The 16,386-nt window shown below is 71.5% G+C and carries 15 protein-coding genes; 7 read left to right on the forward strand and 8 right to left on the reverse strand.

Annotation, left to right across the window (positions count from 1 at the left end; all coding sequences use genetic code 11):
• Positions 1 to 61 precede the first annotated feature (61 nt).
• Entirely contained in the window at positions 62 to 724 is a 663-nt protein-coding gene (gene npdG, locus AC3EO4_RS00685; protein WP_379579812.1) for an NADPH-dependent F420 reductase, read from the forward strand.
• Between the two features lie 45 nt (positions 725 to 769).
• On the opposite strand, the gene AC3EO4_RS00690 is transcribed toward npdG, so the two are convergent.
• The 5 genes from AC3EO4_RS00690 to AC3EO4_RS00710 all read right to left on the reverse strand — a co-directional run bounded on the left by AC3EO4_RS00690 (position 770) and on the right by AC3EO4_RS00710 (position 5,676).
• Positions 770 to 1,375 (reverse strand): response regulator transcription factor, encoded by a 606-nt coding sequence (locus AC3EO4_RS00690; protein ID WP_379579810.1) that lies wholly within the window; start codon positions 1,373 to 1,375, stop codon positions 770 to 772.
• Positions 1,372 to 2,484 carry a sensor histidine kinase gene (locus AC3EO4_RS00695; RefSeq protein WP_431892866.1) on the reverse strand — a complete coding sequence of 371 codons (1,113 nt, stop codon included), beginning with the start codon at positions 2,482 to 2,484 and terminating at the stop codon, positions 1,372 to 1,374. The genes AC3EO4_RS00690 and AC3EO4_RS00695 overlap by 4 nt, the downstream gene beginning before the upstream one ends.
• A gap of 11 nt (positions 2,485 to 2,495) precedes the next feature.
• Positions 2,496 to 3,239 carry an ABC transporter permease gene (locus AC3EO4_RS00700; RefSeq protein ID WP_431892869.1) on the reverse strand — a complete coding sequence of 248 codons (744 nt, stop codon included), beginning with the start codon at positions 3,237 to 3,239 and terminating at the stop codon, positions 2,496 to 2,498.
• Entirely contained in the window at positions 3,232 to 4,110 is an 879-nt protein-coding gene (locus AC3EO4_RS00705; protein ID WP_379579803.1) for an ABC transporter ATP-binding protein, read from the reverse strand. The genes AC3EO4_RS00700 and AC3EO4_RS00705 overlap by 8 nt, the downstream gene beginning before the upstream one ends.
• Positions 4,111 to 4,275: 165 nt before the next feature.
• Entirely contained in the window at positions 4,276 to 5,676 is a 1,401-nt protein-coding gene (locus AC3EO4_RS00710) for an aminotransferase-like domain-containing protein (RefSeq protein WP_431892872.1), read from the reverse strand.
• A 60-nt stretch (positions 5,677 to 5,736) separates the two neighbouring features.
• On the opposite strand from AC3EO4_RS00710, the gene AC3EO4_RS00715 reads away from it, so the two are divergent.
• Positions 5,737 to 6,918 carry a trans-sulfuration enzyme family protein gene (locus AC3EO4_RS00715; RefSeq protein WP_431892875.1) on the forward strand — a complete coding sequence of 394 codons (1,182 nt, stop codon included), beginning with the start codon at positions 5,737 to 5,739 and terminating at the stop codon, positions 6,916 to 6,918.
• Positions 6,919 to 7,673: 755 nt separating this feature from the next.
• Here AC3EO4_RS00715 and AC3EO4_RS00720 read toward each other — a convergent pair.
• Positions 7,674 to 7,982: a hypothetical protein gene (locus AC3EO4_RS00720; RefSeq protein WP_431892878.1), complete on the reverse strand. Its 309-nt coding sequence runs from the start codon at positions 7,980 to 7,982 to the stop codon at positions 7,674 to 7,676.
• 67 nt (positions 7,983 to 8,049) lie between these two features.
• Between AC3EO4_RS00720 and AC3EO4_RS00725 the strand changes: the two genes are divergently transcribed.
• Positions 8,050 to 8,346 carry an ArsR/SmtB family transcription factor gene (locus tag AC3EO4_RS00725; RefSeq protein ID WP_379579795.1) on the forward strand — a complete coding sequence of 99 codons (297 nt, stop codon included), beginning with the start codon at positions 8,050 to 8,052 and terminating at the stop codon, positions 8,344 to 8,346.
• Complete coding sequence (locus AC3EO4_RS00730; protein ID WP_431892881.1) at positions 8,346 to 9,638, forward strand: pyridoxal-phosphate dependent enzyme; 1,293 nt, start codon at positions 8,346 to 8,348, stop codon at positions 9,636 to 9,638. Before AC3EO4_RS00725 ends, AC3EO4_RS00730 begins: the two co-directional genes overlap by 1 nt.
• A 383-nt stretch (positions 9,639 to 10,021) precedes the next feature.
• Here AC3EO4_RS00730 and panB read toward each other — a convergent pair whose 3' ends face one another.
• Complete coding sequence (gene panB / locus AC3EO4_RS00735) at positions 10,022 to 10,846, reverse strand: 3-methyl-2-oxobutanoate hydroxymethyltransferase (protein WP_379579791.1); 825 nt, start codon at positions 10,844 to 10,846, stop codon at positions 10,022 to 10,024.
• Positions 10,847 to 10,970: 124 nt separating this feature from the next.
• Here panB and AC3EO4_RS00740 point away from each other — a divergent pair, with 124 nt between their 5' ends.
• The 3 genes from AC3EO4_RS00740 to AC3EO4_RS00750 all read left to right on the forward strand — a co-directional run bounded on the left by AC3EO4_RS00740 (position 10,971) and on the right by AC3EO4_RS00750 (position 14,429).
• Complete coding sequence (locus AC3EO4_RS00740; protein ID WP_431892883.1) at positions 10,971 to 12,173, forward strand: MFS transporter; 1,203 nt, start codon at positions 10,971 to 10,973, stop codon at positions 12,171 to 12,173.
• Between the two features lie 104 nt (positions 12,174 to 12,277).
• On the forward strand, positions 12,278 to 13,816 hold the full coding sequence (locus AC3EO4_RS00745; RefSeq protein WP_431892886.1) for an MFS transporter: 1,539 nt from the start codon (positions 12,278 to 12,280) through the stop codon (positions 13,814 to 13,816).
• A 7-nt stretch (positions 13,817 to 13,823) separates the two neighbouring features.
• On the forward strand, positions 13,824 to 14,429 hold the full coding sequence (locus AC3EO4_RS00750; protein WP_379579785.1) for a TetR/AcrR family transcriptional regulator: 606 nt from the start codon (positions 13,824 to 13,826) through the stop codon (positions 14,427 to 14,429).
• An 81-nt stretch (positions 14,430 to 14,510) separates the two neighbouring features.
• Here AC3EO4_RS00750 and AC3EO4_RS00755 read toward each other — a convergent pair whose 3' ends face one another.
• Entirely contained in the window at positions 14,511 to 16,175 is a 1,665-nt protein-coding gene (locus tag AC3EO4_RS00755) for an AfsR/SARP family transcriptional regulator (RefSeq protein ID WP_431892889.1), read from the reverse strand.
• Between the last annotated feature and the right edge of the window lie 211 nt (positions 16,176 to 16,386).

The following is a 16,386-nucleotide window of genomic DNA, read 5'->3' on the forward strand; positions in this document are numbered from 1 at the left end:
TTCGGGTCCATGGGGGACCTGGGTTCGGGACGCGAACTCCGGTGCTGGCATGATCTGCCCTATGACTGACCTTCCTGAAGTGAGCGGGTTGACGATCGGCATCCTGGGCGGCACCGGCGACCAGGGGAAGGGTCTCGCCCGCCGGTTCGCCCTGGCCGGACACCCCGTGCTCATCGGCTCGCGCAACGCGGGCCGCGCCCACGAGGCGGCCGAGTCCATCGGCGACGGCGCCAGGGGAGCGGAGAACGCCGAGGTGGCCGCCGAGGCCGACATCGTGATCGTCGCCGTCCCGTGGGACGGGCACAAGGCGACGCTGGAATCCCTCCGCACCCCCTTGTCCGGAAAGATCGTGATCGACTGCGTCAACCCGCTGGGCTTCGACAAGCAGGGCGCCTACGCGCTGCCGGTCGAGGAGGGCTCGGCCGCCCAGCAGGCCGCCGCCGTCCTGCCCGACAGCCGGGTCGTCGCCGCCTTCCACCACGTGTCGGCCGTGCTCCTGCTCGACCCGGCGGTGGACAAGATCGACCTCGACGTGCTGGTGCTCGGCGACGACCGCGAGGCCACCGACGTCGTGCGGGCCCTCGCGTTCCAGATCCCCGGGGCGCGCGGCGTGTACGGCGGGCGGCTGCGCAACGCCCACCAGGTCGAGGCGCTCACGGCGAACCTGATCTCGATCAACCGCCGGTACAAGGCGCACGCCGGCATCCGCATCACCGACGTCTGACGTCGTGCTCTCCCGGGCGGCCGCCGGATGGCCGCGCCGCCCGGATCAGAGCCAGCCGGCGTCCTCCGCGATCCTGATGGCGTCGATCTTGTTCCTGGCGCCCGTCTTGGTGATCGCCCCCGTGAGGTAGTTGCGCACGGTGCCCGCCGACAGGTGCAGCCGGGAGGCGATCTCCTCCGCCGTCGCCCCCCGGGCCGACTCCGCCAGCACCGTGCGCTCGCGCTGCGTGAGCGGGCTCTCGCCGTACTCCATCGCCGAGGCCACCAGGTCGGTGTCGAGCACCCTGAGCCCCGCCGCCGTCCTGCGGATGGCGTCTGCGAGCCGATCCCCCGGGGCGTCCTTCACCAGGAACGCCTCGATGCCCGACTCCAGCGCCCGCCGTACCTGGCCGGGCTGGCCCATCGCGGTCAGCACCAGGATCCGGCAGGACGGCAGCAGCGTGCGCAGGCCGGCGGCGGCGGTGATGCCGTCGACCACCGGCAGGTCGATGTCGACGATCGCGACGTCGGGCCGCACGTCCAGCGCCGCAGGGACGATCTCGTCGCCCCTGGTCACCTCCGCGACGACCTCGATGTCGGGTTCGAGGCGGAGAAGCGCGGTCAGCGCCGCTCTGATCATGTGCATGTCCTCGGCGAGCAGCACTCTGATCACGTGGGGACCTCCATCGTGAGGCGGAACCCGTTCGCTCCGGAGGGCTCGGCGGTGACGGCGCCGCCCGCCTGGCTCGCGCGCTCTTCGAGGCCGGTCAGGCCGTTGCCCGCGGACACCGGCGAGACGGCGGAGGCGCCGTCGTTGACGATCTCCAGGCGCGCCCTGCCCGCTCTGACCGAGGTGCTGATGGAGCAGGTCGTCGCGCGGCTGTGGCGCAGGACGTTCGTGACGGCCTCGCGCACGCCCCACGCCATCGCCTCCTCGGACAGTCGCGGCAGCGTGGCCGCGGCCAGGTTGACCTGGCAGGCCACGCCTGAGGCCTCCAGTAGGGACACCGCCCTGTCGACCTCTCCGGCCAGCGACATCTGCCGGTAGCCGCGCGCGACCTGCCGTACGTCCTGGACGGCCTCGCGGGCGACCTGCACCAGCTCGCCGACCTCGGTCTTGGCGGAGACGGGGTCGCGCTCGACGAGCCTGGCGGCCAGATCGCCCTTCAGCGCGATGGCGGTGAGGCTGCGGCCCAGCCCGTCGTGCAGGTCGCGGGAGATCCTCAGGCGCTCCTTGAGCACCGCCGCCTCCGCCAGCTCCGCCTTCGCCTGGTCCAGTTCCTTGGCCATCAGGGCGCTCCTGACCAGCGCGTAGATCATCACGCCGGTGCTGAACACGGTGACGGCGTAGAAGAGCGTGAGCGCCATGTGCCCGCCGGTCGCCCCGTAGATCTGCCAGCCCTGGTACACCGTGGCCAGCCCCACCAGCGGCCACGCGAGACGTGTCGGCAGCAGGATCAGCAGCGACCCGGCGAAGAGGGGCGAGACGACGGCGGACCAGCCGTACGGGAGGACGAGGTTGGTCAGGTAGGTGGCCACCGCCTGCACGATGAGGGTCGTCGGGAACAGCGGAGGCCGCTCGCCCCGCAGGCCTGCCCGCACGTGCAGGTAGTGGGGGACGCCGGTGCAGACGCCGGCCGCGATCGCCCAGAGGCTCATCGAGAACGGGACGTAGACCAGGTAGGTGGAGATGAGATAGAGCACGACGGCCATCACCGTGTAGCAGGCGGAGATGGTCGCGATCACCGTGATCGCGAGGCGGCGGGCGGCATCGGAGGTCATAGTGCGACCAATTATGACTTTCGAGGTTCCCAGCGGAACCTGAGGCGGATCGCGGCGAGCGCGACGGCCGCCCAGACCGCCAGGTTCAGCAGCGGGAGGAGCAGATCACCCTGCCCCGTGTAGGCCGCGCGCGCGCCCGCCACGAAGCCGCTGGTGGGCAGCAGGTTCAGCAGGGTCCCCACCCACGAAGGGAGCAACTGGACGACGGGTCCGAAACCACCCGCCCCCACACCCGCCAGGAGGAACCACGGCATGGTCATGACCGCGGCCACCTCGGCCCTGGAGATCGCCGCCGTCCACGCCGCGCCGAGCAGCGACAACACGCCCGCGGCCGCCACCACGAACAGCACCAGCACCACAGGGTCGCGCGGGATCCGCAGGCCCGCGGCGGCGTAGAGGACCACACACACGGTCAGGGCCAGCAGCACGGCCTGCGCGGCGACGTTGAGCAGCTCGCCGCCGATGATCTCGCGATCGTGCAGGCCGGTGGCCCGCATCCGCTTGAGGATCAGCTGGTCCCTGCGCGCCGTCAACGTCACCGCCGTCTGCATGAGCGCGGCGACCGTCAGGCCCATGGCGAGCACGCCGAGGTGGGTGTCCAGCAGCACCCCGGCCTCCGCCGGCCGTACCTTCGCCATCATGAACGGCAGGCCGATGCCGAGCCCGAGCGACAACGCCACCGAGGTCGACAGAGCGACCTTGTCCCGCCAGTACAGCCGCCCGCCGAACCTGGCCACGGCCACGAACTCACGCATGGTCGACCCCTTCCAGAAACAGGTCTTCGAGCGACGCCGTCCGCACCTCGAGGCCGCGCAGCCGCAGGCCCTTCTCCGCCGCCCAGCTCAGCAACTCCTGCGCGGCCAGGTCGGGATCCTCCGTCCTGCACGTGGCCACGCGCCCCGCCACGGTCACCGCCAGAGGCACGTCCCCGGGCGAGAGGCCGGTGGGCAGCTCGAACGACACCCTGCCTGCCTGCGCGGCGAGCGTGTCCGCCATGCCGCCACCGGCGACGATCTCCCCGTGGTCCATGATCGCCATACGGTCCGCGAGGCGCTGCGCCTCGTCCAGATAGTGCGTGGTCAGCAGGATGGTGGCGCCCGAGGCGGCGATCCCGCGGACGACGTCCCAGGTGTTGCGCCGCGCCTCCGGATCCATCCCGGTGGTCGGCTCGTCAAGGAACAGCACCTCGGGACGGCCGAGCAGGGCCAGCGCCAGGTCGAGCCTGCGCTTCTCGCCGCCCGACAGCTGCCGCACCTTCGTCGGCGCCCTGTCCAGCAGGCCCGCAAGCTCCAGCGCCTCACCCGTCGGCCTGGCCGCGGAGGTGAAGTCCCGCCACGAGTCGACGGTCTGGGCCACCGTGAGATCGGGGAAGAATCCCGCCTCCTGCAGCATGATGCCGGTGCGCCGCCGTACGCCTCTGCGGTCCCTGGCCGGGTCGAGGCCGAGCACGCGCACCTCGCCCGCGTCGGCGCGCTGGAACCCGGCCAGCACCTCGATCGTGGTCGTCTTGCCCGCGCCGTTCCTGCCGAGGAGCGCGAAGACCTCCCCTGGGGCGGCCTCGAACGAGATGCCCTTCACCGCCGGGAAATCCCCGTAGCTCTTGGTGAGTCCGTTCACCTGGATCATGTGTCTGATTCTTCGGGGTGCCACTCGCGGTGGGCAGTGAAGAATTCATGACTTGCCGCGCTTTCCCCGGATCGATGAGGTGATGGGGTCGCAGCGGGTAGCCACGTGAACGCCCGTCGGGCGTCGCATCGGGCAGGCCACGCGCGGGTGCGGGGTGCCGGCGCGTCAGACGATCAGGGTGTGCCGGGTGGCGGTGTGGTGGGCGCCGTCGTAGGCGTCCCACGCGGCCGCCAGAGCGTCGACCGCCGCCGTCAGCTCCGCCGGCGGGAAGAGGAAGTGCAACCGCATGTGGTCGGCGTGGCCTCCCGCAGGGTCGAACGAACGGCCCGGCGGAATCGCCACCCCGTGCCGCAGCGCCACCTGCGCGAAGGCGTCGGCCTCGCCGCGAGGCAGCCGGACCCAGATCGTCTGACCGCCGAGCGCCGGAGCGAACTCCCACGACGGCAGCTTGGCCCGCAGCTCGCCCAGCAACCGGTCGTGGCCTGCGCGAAGCACCTTGAGCCGTGCCCGCCGTACGTCGTCGAGTCTGGACAGCACCGAGACCGCCGCCAGCTGGGACAGCACATCGCCCCCGAGGTCGTGGATGGCGCGCAGCCTGGCCAGCCGGGCGGTCAGCGGGGCGGCGGCGCGGATCCAGCCCACGCGCAGGCCACCCCACACGAGCTTGCTCAGCGAGGCGATGGTGATGACCTGCTCGCCGGAGGTGAAGGAGGCCAGCGGCGGCGGGGTGTCGCCCGAGAAGCACAGCTCGGCGCAGACCTCGTCGTCGATGAGCGGCACGTCGTGCGCGACCGCCGAAGCGGCCAGCCGCCTGCGCTCGGCCGTATCCATGATCGCGCCTGTGGGGTTGCTCGCCGTGGGCGTGACGTAGATCAGGGCAGGCCGCTGGGCGGCGTCGACGCTGGACCGCACCACCGCCGCGGCGTGGCGGAAGACCTCCAGCGCGCCGGGGTAGGTGGGCGTCTCGGTCTGGACGGTGTCGCCAGGGCTGACCAGCAGGCCGGTGAGCAGGGTGAGCGCCTGTTGCGCGCCGGTGGTGACGATGATCTCGGCGGCGTGGGTCGCCAGCCCGCGCCGCGTGTAGTAGTCGGCGATCGCCGAGCGGAGCGCGGGATGACCGGCTGGGTGGTAGCCGAGATCGCGGCGGGGCAGCAGCGTGACCGCCTCGCTGAAGGCGTCGGCCAGCAGCGGCGGCGGCTCGTCGGGCGCGGCGCAGGTGAGGAGCGTGACGCCGTCGGGTGGGTGCAGGATGTGCGACAGCAGCGGGTTGCTGCTCACCTCGTTCGTCGTACGGGTGGCCGGCAGGTCGGCGGAGGAGACGCGGGTGCCGCTGCCCCTGCGCCTGACCACGCGCCCCTCTTGCTGGAGCAGGTCGTAGGCGGCCACGACGGTGCCCCTCGCCACCGCCAGCCGCCTGGCGAGAACCCGATCGGGCGGCAGTGAGGCGCCCGGCGGCAGCAGCCCGTCGTCGATCAGGTCGCGCAGCCGGGCGGCGAGCAGCAGGTAGAGCGGGCCGCGTCCGGACGCCCACCGGCCGAGAAGATCCGCAAGATTGGCCTCATCCATGGACCAATTATCGGTGATTGGATCTGACATCCAACCGTCAAACGGGACATCCTTATCGGTATGACCGAACTGCGTCCCGAGACCCGCGCCGTCCACATCCCCAGGCCCGTGATCAGCGGAAGCGTGCCGATCTCTGTGCCGATCTACCAGACCTCCGGCTTCGTCTTCGACGACCCCGAGGTCTTCGCGGACGGCATGGGCAGGCCCGACGGGGCCTTCGTGTACGGCAGGCTCTCGAACCCCACGGTGCGCTCGCTCGAGGAGGCCGTGGCCGGCCTGGAGGGCGGCGTCGCGGCCGTCGCGACCGCCTCCGGAATGGGTGCGATCAACTCGGTCCTGCTCGGCCTGCTCAAGCCAGGCGACCACCTGATCGCCCAGAAGGCGCTGTACGGCGGGACCGCCGCGATGATCAACGACCTCGTGTCGCGCTTCGGCATCACCGTCAGCCACGTCCCGGAGGACGATCCCGCCGCCCTGCGCGCGGCTGTCCGCCCCGAGACGAAGCTCGTCTACCTCGAGACCATCGCCAACCCCGTGTGCCAGGTCGCCGACCTGCCCGCGATGTGCGCGGCCGCCAAGGACCTCGGCCTGCTGTCGGTCGTCGACAACACCTTCGCCTCGCCCCTGCTCTGCCGCCCGCTCGAACACGGCGCGGACATCGTCGTCCACTCGACCACGAAGTATCTGTCGGGGCACACCGACGTGCTCGGCGGCATCGCGGTCTTCGCCGACGAGGAGCTCTATCGCAAGGTGTGGCACTTCGCGATCGAGCTCGGCTCGACCCCCGACCCCTTCGCCGCGTGGCTGACCCTGCGAGGGATGCAGACGCTGCCGCTCAGGATGGAGCGCCACTGCGCGAACACCCGCGTGCTGGCCACCAGGCTCGCCGAGCACCCCGCGGTCAGCGCCGTGCACTGGCCCGGACTGCCTTCGCATCCCTCGCACGACGTGGCGGTCAAGCTGCTGCCGGAGTTCGGTGGCGTGTTCTCCTTCGACCTCGTCGGCGGCCGCGCGGCGGGCGAGAAGTTCATGGCCTCGTTGAAGCTCGCGCTCCTCGCCCCCTCGCTGGGCGGGGTGGAGACGCTGGTGTTGCACCCCGCCACGACCTCGCACAGGTCGCTGAGCGCCGAGGAGCTGGGACGGCATGGCATCTCCGAGGGGACGGTGCGGGTGGCGGTCGGCATCGAGCACGCGGAGGACCTGTGGGCCGACTTCACCCAGGCCCTGGAAGGAACCCTCTAGAACCCTGGCCCTGAACGGCGCCGCCCAAGCTCCTTGGCCCTGGACGTGACCCACCACAGGACGCGGCCGGCCAACCACCCGGGTCCTGGGCGGGGGCAGGCCGGCCAGGTCCTGGGCACTGCCTGACAAGGTCTCCAGATCCCGGGCGAACCGGCTCTTGTGCGGTTGGCAGGCCGAACCCTGCCGGCTGCCAGGCACAGCTCCGGATCCCGGACGGGCCCGCTCGTGCACGGCGCGCAGGCCAAGCCCTGGCCGCAACCGGGGGCAGCTCCGGACCCTGGGCCCGCAGGACAGACCCACCGCACCCCGGCAAGGTCGCGGATCCTGGACGGACCCGCTCGCGTACGGTCGCACCGGCCCGGCCTTGGTCGCAGCCGGGTGCAGTTCCGAACTTTGGGTGGGCCTGTAGAGCGGCGCCACCCCCGCCGGGTGCAGTTCCGAACTTTGGGTGGGCCCGTAGAGCGGCGCCACCCCCGCCGGGCGCAGCTCCGCGCTTTGGGCGGGGTGGGGCGGCGGCCTCACCTCAGCCGGGCGCGGCTGCGGATTCCGGGCGGACCCGCAGGGCAGGGTTGCGGGCGAGGTAGGGCACGTCTCCGGCTCTTGCGCGGGCCGGACCTCGGGCTCTGGGCGCAGCCGGGCACGGCTCCGGACCTTGGGCTGACCGGGCCTCGGGGCTCTGGGCAGAGCCGGGCACGGCTCCGGACCTTGGGCGGACCCGGAGGCCGGGCTCTGGCGGATCGGGGTATGGCCAGGCCTTAGGAGGAGCCCACTAAGTAGGCCTCGCGGACCCATCCCGCGAACTCCTCGTCGAGTTCCTCGCACCCCCGCAGGTGGAAGCGGTGCACGAACAGCCGGTCGGTGTAGCGTGTGGCCCCGCCGAAGCGGGGGTCGTGGACGACGCGGCGCAGGCCGAGGTAGCCGGTCAGCCCGAGAGGGGTACGGCGGGCTCCGGCGAAGTCGCGGCGGGGCCCGCGGAAGGTCATCGAGGTGGCGGACCTGACACAGGTCACGGGACCACAGGACTCCACCAGTTCGACGAAGCGTTCGCACAGGTTCGATTCCATGTTCGGAAAGCTACTCGACGGCACCGACGGTTTGACGTGACGCTTAGTTATTTAGGAAACTTCCTAAGTGCTAGCGATTCTCCGCGCGCTCGCGAGCGAGCCGAGGCTGCTGATCCTCGACTGGCTCAAGGATCCCGTGGCCCACTTCCCTCCGCAGGTCGACGGCGACCTGGTGGAGGACGGCGTCTGTTCGATCTTCATCGCGACCAAGCTCGGCATGACCCAGCCGAGCGCCACGGCGCATCTGAAAATCCTGGAAAGAGCCGGGCTGATCCACGGTACGAAGATCAAGCAGTGGGTCTTCTACCGGCGGGACGAGGCGCGGATAGCCGACCTGAAGCAGACGATCGAGCGGGAGCTGTGATGACGGTTTCGTATGACGACGTGCTGGCGGCGGCGCGCAGGATCGAGGGCCGCGTGCTGCGGACACCGGTCATCGAGATCGCCGAAGGGCTGTTCCTCAAGCTGGAGGGTCTGCAGCATTCAGGCTCGTTCAAGGTGCGCGGGGCGTTCAACAGGATGCTGTCGGCCGCCGTGCCCGCCGCGGGCGTGATCGCCGCCAGCGGGGGCAACCACGGGCTCGCTGTCGCCTACGCGGCGCGGGCGCTCGGGCTGCGGGCCGAGATCTTCGTGCCCGTGGTCTCCAGCCCCGTGAAGGTGGCGGGGCTGCGGGCGCTCGGCGCCGAGGTCACCCAGACCGGGGCGATCTACTCCGAGGCCGCGGAGGCGGCGGCCAAGCGCGCGGCCGAGACGGGTGCGCTGGAGGTGCACGCCTACAACCATCCCGACGTGGTGGCGGGGCAGGGCACGCTCGGGCTCGAGCTGGTGGACCAGACGGGCGGCGTCGACACGATCCTGATCGCGGTCGGTGGCGGCGGCTTCGTGGCCGGCGTCACCGTGGGCGCCGGTGCCGGTGCCGGTGCCGGTGCCGGTGCTGGAGTTGGAGCTGGGGTGAGATCTGATGCCGGTGTCGGAGCTGGAGCCGGGATGGGATCTGATACCGGCGCCGGAGCTGGAGCCGGGATGGGATCTGAAGCCAGTGCTGGGGTGGGATCTGATACCGGTGCCGGAGTTGGAGCCGGGATGGGATCTGAAGCCGGTGCTGGAGCGGGAGCCGGAGCTGCGGTGGGATCTGAAGCCGGTGCCGGAACTGGCGGCGCGCGTGAAGGCGGCCGCCGTGGAGTGCGTGAAGCGGAGCGGGATGGCGGGCGCGATGGCGCGTATGGAGGTGAGCGGGACGGCGGGCCTAACGGTGGGCAACGAGGCTGGCGCGATGGCGTGCGTGAGGACGGGCGGAGGCCGACGATCGTCGCGGTCGAGCCCGAGCTGATCCCCACGCTCCACGAGGCGCTGAAGGCGGGCGGGCCGGTCCCGGTGGCCGTGAGCGGGGTCGCCGCCGACGCGCTCGGGGCCACCCGGCTCGGAGACGTGGCCTACGACATCGTCTCCAAGGCGGGTGTCAGGAGCCTGCTGGTGTCCGATGACGCGATCGAGGCGGCACGCCGTACCCTCTGGGCCGAGTACAGGATCGCCGCCGAGCACGCCGGTGCGACCGCCTACGCGGCGCTGCTGTCGGGCGGCTACGTCCCGGCCCGCGGCGAGCGGGTCGCGGTGGTGGTGTGCGGCTCCAACACCGACCCCGCCACGCTGCTCTGAGCCGCGCCCCCCGTCGTCGACGGTCGCCCCGCTCTGAGCCGCCGGTGCACCGATCCGCCGCCTCTCATGTGAGCTGCTGCGTGGGTGCGAACCTTCCCGCTGTGGTGCGGATCGCGGGTGGGGCTGGTCGGCTGCTCCGGTGTGAGCCGGGGGGTGACGCCGGCGTGATGACCCCTGGCTCGCCGCCCGCCGCGAGGGGTGTGCCTGCCGCTCGGGTGTGGCCGACCCCACCACCTTCGTGGAGTCGCGGGTTCGGCGGGTCTGGGATGAGGTGCCAGGGCCGCCGAACCCTCAGGTGCCGCGGGACTCGGGGTGCCGCGGGGCCGGAGCCGGCCCCGCGGCGGGTGTCAGCCGGCAGTGGGGTGTCAGCCGACGGCGGCGTGTCAGCTGTAGGCGTGCTCCGGCGCGGGGAAGGCGCCGGAGGTGACCTCGGCGGCGAAGGAGCGGACCGCCCTGCCCATCTCCGCCCCCAGGTCCGAGTACGCCTTGACGAACTTGGCGGGCTTCGGCGTGAGGCCCATCAGGTCCTGCCAGACGAGTACCTGGGCATCGGTGCCCGCGCCCGCCCCGATGCCGATCGTCGGGATGGCCAGCGACGTGGTGACCCGCTCGGCCAGGTCGGCGGGCACGCACTCCAGCACGACCGCGAAGGCCCCGGCCTGCTGCAGGTCCTTGGCGTCGGCCATGAGCTCGTCGCCGGCCTGGCCACGCCCCTGTACCCGGTACCCGCCGAAGGCGTTGACCGACTGCGGTGTGAGGCCGAGGTGCGCCATGACCGGCACACCCGCCGAGACCAGTGCTTCGACCTGGGGCAGGACCCTGCGGCCTCCTTCCAGCTTGACCGCGTGCGCTCCCGCCTCCTTCATGAACCTCGCGGCCGACTCCAGCGCCTGCGCGGGGGAGGCCTGGTAGGAGCCGAACGGCAGGTCGGCCACCACCAGCGCCCGTGAGGAGCCGCGCACCACGGCCGCGGTCAGCGGCAGCAGGTCGTCGACGGAGACGGGGAGCGTGGAGTCGTAGCCGTAGACGACCATCGCCGCCGAGTCGCCGACGAGCAGGACGGGGATGCCCGCCTCGTCGAACACGCGGGCCGTCATCGCGTCGTAGGCGGTCAGCATCGGCCACTTCTCGCCGCGCTCCTTGGCCGCCGCGAGGTCGCGGACGGTGACCCTGCGCCCGGAGGCGCCGCCGTACAGGGAAGAGGACATGGGTGTAACCCTCCAGAGGCGTCTCGAGTCGCCCCAGTGGCGTACCCGGACCCCTCCGATGATGACATGCGGCGAAAAGTGTCGGTGCCTAACGAGACAATGGTGGCGGAGGTAAGCAATAAAAATGGGTATCGAACCTTACCGTCGTCTGCTCAAGCTCTCCGGTGTCCGCACGTTGCTGCTGGTCGGGCTACTCGCCAGGATCCCCGCCACGGCAACGGCCATGGCCTTGACGCTGCATGTCGTGAACGGCCTGAAACTGGGCTTCGCCGAAGCGGGCGTCGTCGCCATGGCCAGCACCATCGGCATGGCCGTCGGCTCGCCGCTGTCGGGAAGGTTCGTTGACAAGCACGGCCTTCGCCCCGTGCTGGCCGTCACGACGGTCGCGCAGGCGGTGTTCTGGGCGACGGCGTGGCTGCTGCCGTTCGCGGTACTGGTGCCGGCGGCGGGCGTGGCGGGGCTGCTGGCGCTGCCGATCTTCAGCGTGATCCGCCAGTGCCTGGCCGCGATGGTGCCGGTCGAGCAGCGCAGGATGGGCTTCTCGCTCGACTCGATGATGGTCGAGCTGTCCTACATGGCGGGTCCCGCGCTGGCCGTCGCGGGGATCACCACGCTGGGAAGCGCCTGGACGATGACCGTGATCGCGATCGGGCTCGCGGGGTCGGGGTCGGCGCTTCTGATCCTCAACCCGCCGATCAGGTCCGAGGCGGAGATGGAGGAGAAGGCGGAGAAGGTCTCGCGCCGCCAGTGGCTCACCCCCTCGCTCATCGCGTTGTTCGGCACGGTGACGGCGGCCACGTTCGTCCTGACCGCCACCGAGCTGTCGCTGGTGGCCACGCTCGAGCACGCCGGTCAGACCGAGTGGATCGGCCTGGCCGTCGGCATCTGGTGCGTCTACTCGCTCGTCGGCGGATTCGTGTACGGCGGGCTGCCGCGCGGCTTCCCCACCCTCCTGCTGACCGGACTGATGGGCGCGCTAACGATCCCCGTGGGCCTGGTCGGCGGCGACTGGCGGTGGCTGGTGGTGGCGCTGGTGCCCGCCGGGGTGCTCTGCGCGCCCGCCCTGTCGTCCTCCATCGACACCCTCAGCAGGTGGACGCCGGCGGCCGCGCGCGGCGAGGCCATGGGCCTGCACGGCACCGCCCTGCTGATCGGCGGAGCCACGTCGGCGCCGATCGCGGGAGCGGTGATCGACGCGCACGGGCCCAGCTGGGCTTTCGCCGTCGCGGGGCTGGTGGCCGTCGTGATGGTGCTGCTCGCGCTGCCGTTCTGGAAGCGGACGCCGCGGCAGGAGGTCGCGCCAGAGCCGGAGACCGTGAACGCCTGAGTTCGCAGGGGATTCCATTTATGAAACGACACCGTTGCGTATCGTATTAAGTTGCGCTACGGTGTCGTTGCGAAACTAAGTCGTATCGAAATTTGGAGTCCCTGATGGAACCACAGACGGGCCATCCCCGCCGCTGGGCGATCCTCGGCGTCCTCGTCTTCAGCCTTCTGGCAGTCGTGCTGGACAACACCATCCTGAACGTCGCGATGAAGACCATCGCCGACCCGGTCCACGGTCTGGGGGCGACGCAGAGCGAGCTGGAGTGGGCGATCAACTCCTACACGCTCGTCTTCGCGGGACTGCTCTTCACCTTCGGCGTGATCGGTGACCGTACCGGCCGCAAGAGGATGTTGTTCATCGGCATGTTGCTGTTCGGCCTGGCCTCGCTGGCCAGTGCCTACTCACAGGATCCGATGCAGCTCATCATGGCGCGCGCCGCGATGGGCATCGGCGGCGCGGCGATCATGCCCGCCACCCTGGCGATCATCTCCAACGTCTTCCCGCCGCAGGAGCGTGGCAAGGCCATCGGCATCTGGGCCGGCGGCGTCGGCCTGGCGGTGGCGATCGGCCCCATCACCGGCGGCTTCCTGATCGAGCACTTCTGGTGGGGTTCGGTCTTCCTGATCAACGTGCCGATCGTGCTGATCAGCATGGTCCTCATCGGCACCGTCGTCCCCGAGTCGCGCGACCCCAGGCCGTCCAGGCTCGACCCCGTCGGCGTGGTGCTGTCGATCATCGGGCTGGTCGCCGTCGTCTACGGCATCATCCGCATGGGCGAACTGGCCACCGTCGCCAGCGCGGAGGTGCTCATCCCGACCGTCTTCGGCGTGCTGGTGCTGGCCGCGTTCGTCTGGTGGGAGCGGCGCATCGACCACCCCGCCTTCGACGTGCGCAACTTCTCCAACGTCCGCTTCAGCTCGGCCATCGGCATGATGGGCATCACGTTCTTCGCGATGATGGGCGGGATGTTCTTCCTGACGTTCTACATCCAGATCGTCAAGGGCTACAGCCCGATCGTGGCGGGCGCGCTGATGATCCCCTTCGCGGCCGCCCAGCTGATCTTCGCCCCGCTCAGCCAGCGGGTGAACCAGCGCTTCGGCGCGAAGGCCGCCTCCACAGCCAGCATGCTCGTGGTCACCGCCGCCCTCGCCGGCTACGCCCTGTTCGACAGGAACACCCCGATCTGGCTGATGGAGGCCGTCTTCTTCATCCAGGGCGCCGCGATGGCCAACATCATGCCGCCCGCGACAACCGCGATCATGGAGGCGCTGCCCAGGGAGAAGGCGGGCGTCGGCTCGGCCATGAGCAACACCGTCCGTCAGGTGGCGGGCGCGCTGGGCGTGGCCGTCCTCGGCTCGGTGCTGTCGTCGTCCTACCGGGGGGAGATCGCCCCCGCGCTGACCGCCCTGCCCGAGGGCATGCGGCACGCGGCCGGCGAGTCCATCATGGCGACGGTCGGCGTGGCGCAGGGCAACCCCGCCATCCTCAACCCCGCCTTCGACGCCTTCATCGACGGCATGCACACCACGGCCCTGGTCTCCGCGGTCATCGCCCTGGTCGGCGTGGTCGTCGTGGCGATCTGGATGCCGGGTAAGGCACGGGCCGTCGTCAATGTCGAAGAGAAGGAACCAGCGGTAGTCTGAGGCGGCGATGACGACGACAGAGACCGGCACGGCCCGCCCCGCGGGCCGTCCGCGCAGCGAGAAGGCCGAGAAGGCGATCATCGAGGCGACGCTCGATCTGATCGGCGAGGGGATGGGGATCTCCGAGCTGTCCATCGAGGCGATCGCCTCACGGGCCGGGGTCGGCAAGACGACCATCTACCGGCGCTGGTCGAACAAAGAGGACCTGGTCGCCGACGCGCTCGCCTCGCTGAAGGCGCCGGTGCCCCCGCTCGCGGGGGTCTCGGCGCGCGACGACTTGGTCGCCCTGCTCGACACGATGATGCGCGAGTCGGGTCACGCCCGCACGCGCTGCGTCATGAACATCGCGATGAGCGAGTCCGACCGCTACCCGGAGCTGTTCGCGAAGTTCATGAAGGTGGCCGTCGAGCCGCGCACGGCTGCGATGACGGCGGTCATCGAACGGGGCGTGCGGACCGGCGAACTGCGGGCCGACCTGGACACCCGGCTGGCGCTCGGCACGCTGTCCGGCGCCATGATGTGGCACATCAAGCGGGCCAGGGGCGACGACGACCTGCCCGACGACCTGCCCGCCCGCATCGTCGACAGCGTCCTGCGCGGCCTGGCGGGCTGAGCCCGCCTGTTCAGGTGGGGTTGCCGGTCTGGCGGTTTGAGCCTGTCTAGGCCGGACTGCGGTCTGGCGGTTTGAGCCTGTCTAGGCCGGGCGCAGGCCGCTCGACCGCGGCATGCGGTCGAGCAGTCTGGACAGCGGCCAGCGGGGATGGGCCGCCGCCCTCGCCGCCACCAGCCGTACGGCGAGCGGCAGCCCGCCGCAGCGCCGGACGATCTCTCGCGCGACGGCGGGCTCGGCGGCCGCGCGGGAGTCGCCGATGGCGCTCTCCAGCAGGCTGATCGCCTCGTCCTCGGCCATGGGCTCCAAACGCACGTGCGCCGCGCCGTCGAGCAGGGTGAGCGGCCGCCGCGAGGTCACGACGACCATGCACCCGGCCCCCGAAGGCAGCAGCGGTGTCACCTGTGCCGCGTTCGCCGCGTCGTCGAGCAGGACGAGGATCCGCCTGCGCGCGGTCACCGACCTGAACCTGCCCGCCGCCTCGTCCGCCCCGGCGGGCACGTCGGGTCTGCCGAGCGAGCGCAGGAACCTGCCGAGGACCTCCGCTGGTTCCAACGGGTGGGGGGTGGAGCCCCGCAGGTCGGCGTAGAGCTGGCCGTCGTCGAACCGGCCCACCAGCCGGCGCGCCGCCTCCACCGCCAGCACCGACTTGCCCACGCCCGCGCGGCCGCTGATCGCGGCGATCGGCCGATCCTCCCCGGCCAGCTTGTGCACGTGCCTGAGCTCCGCCGCGCGGCCGACGAACGCCGACGCGGCTCCACGCGGCAGCTCGGCGGGCCGTTCCGTGGAACCTGTCTCCCCGGGCGCCGGTCCGGGCCGTCCGGCGGGTGCCGCCTCTGGCGTCGAGCCAGGTCGTTCGGTGGGTGCCGTCACTTCTGGTGCCGGGCCGGGCCGTTCGCCGGGCGCCGCCGTCCCGGGCGTCGCGGGTCGTTGGGCGGGGGCCGCCTCGGGTATCGCGACAGGCCGCGCGAGCGTTGCCGGGGCGGGCTCCAAGAACAGCGAGGGATCGTCGGCCAGGACGGCGCGCTCCATCCGCCGCAGCTCGGGCCCCGGTGCGAGGCCGAGTTCGACGTCGAGCAGTTCGCGGCCCTCTCTGTACGTCTCCAGCGCCTCGGCTCTGCGCCCCATCCGGTAGAGCGCGAGCATGAGCTGCGCGCGGGAGCGCTCGCGCAACGGATGCTCGGCCACGAAGGCCGCCACGCTCGCCACCAGCTCCCCGTGCCTGCCCAGGGCCAGCTCCAGCTCCACGCACTCCTCGGTGACGGCCAGGCGCAGTTCGTCCCAAAGACCGACGCCCTGGACCTGCCTTCCCATCCCGACCAGTGTGGGGCCGCGCCACAGTGCCAGCGCCCTCCGCATGCCGGCGGCGGCTTCCGTGGATCGCCCGGCCGCCGCTGCCGCCCGGGCTGCGGCGATCCCGTTCTTCGCCTCCGCCGCGTCCAGCGGTACGGCGGGCCGTACCCGGTAGCCCGCGCCGACCGTCTCGATCACGTGGGGATCGCCTCCCGCCTCGCGCAGCACCCGGCGCAGCCTGGAGATCGCGATGGCCACCTGGGACCGTGCCGAGCCGGGCGGGTTCTCGCCCCACACCAGGTCGACCAGCCGGTCGACGGCCACGACACGGCCCAGCCCGAGCAGCAGGGCGGCCAGCGCGGCCTGCGGTTTCGGGCCGCCCACGTGGACGGGCACGCCGCCCACGAGGACCTCGAGGGGGCCCAGGATCCTGAACTGAACCTCGGCGAAGGACATGGCAGGCCACCGTACGCGCGGGGCGTTGGGCCCGCGTTGGGTCGCTCCGGTCGGTCGGGTGTGACTCCGCGCGAGCCGGCGAACGTTCCGGTCGGGTGTGACCCCGCGCGAGCCGGCGAACGCTCCGGCCGAAGGTGACCCCGCGCGAGCCGGCGAACACGGTGCGACCGCCTGCCGCCACGAAAGGGCGGAGAGAAGGCCCTAGGCAGAA

The sequence above is a fragment of the Nonomuraea sp. bgisy101 genome, assembly GCF_057708945.1.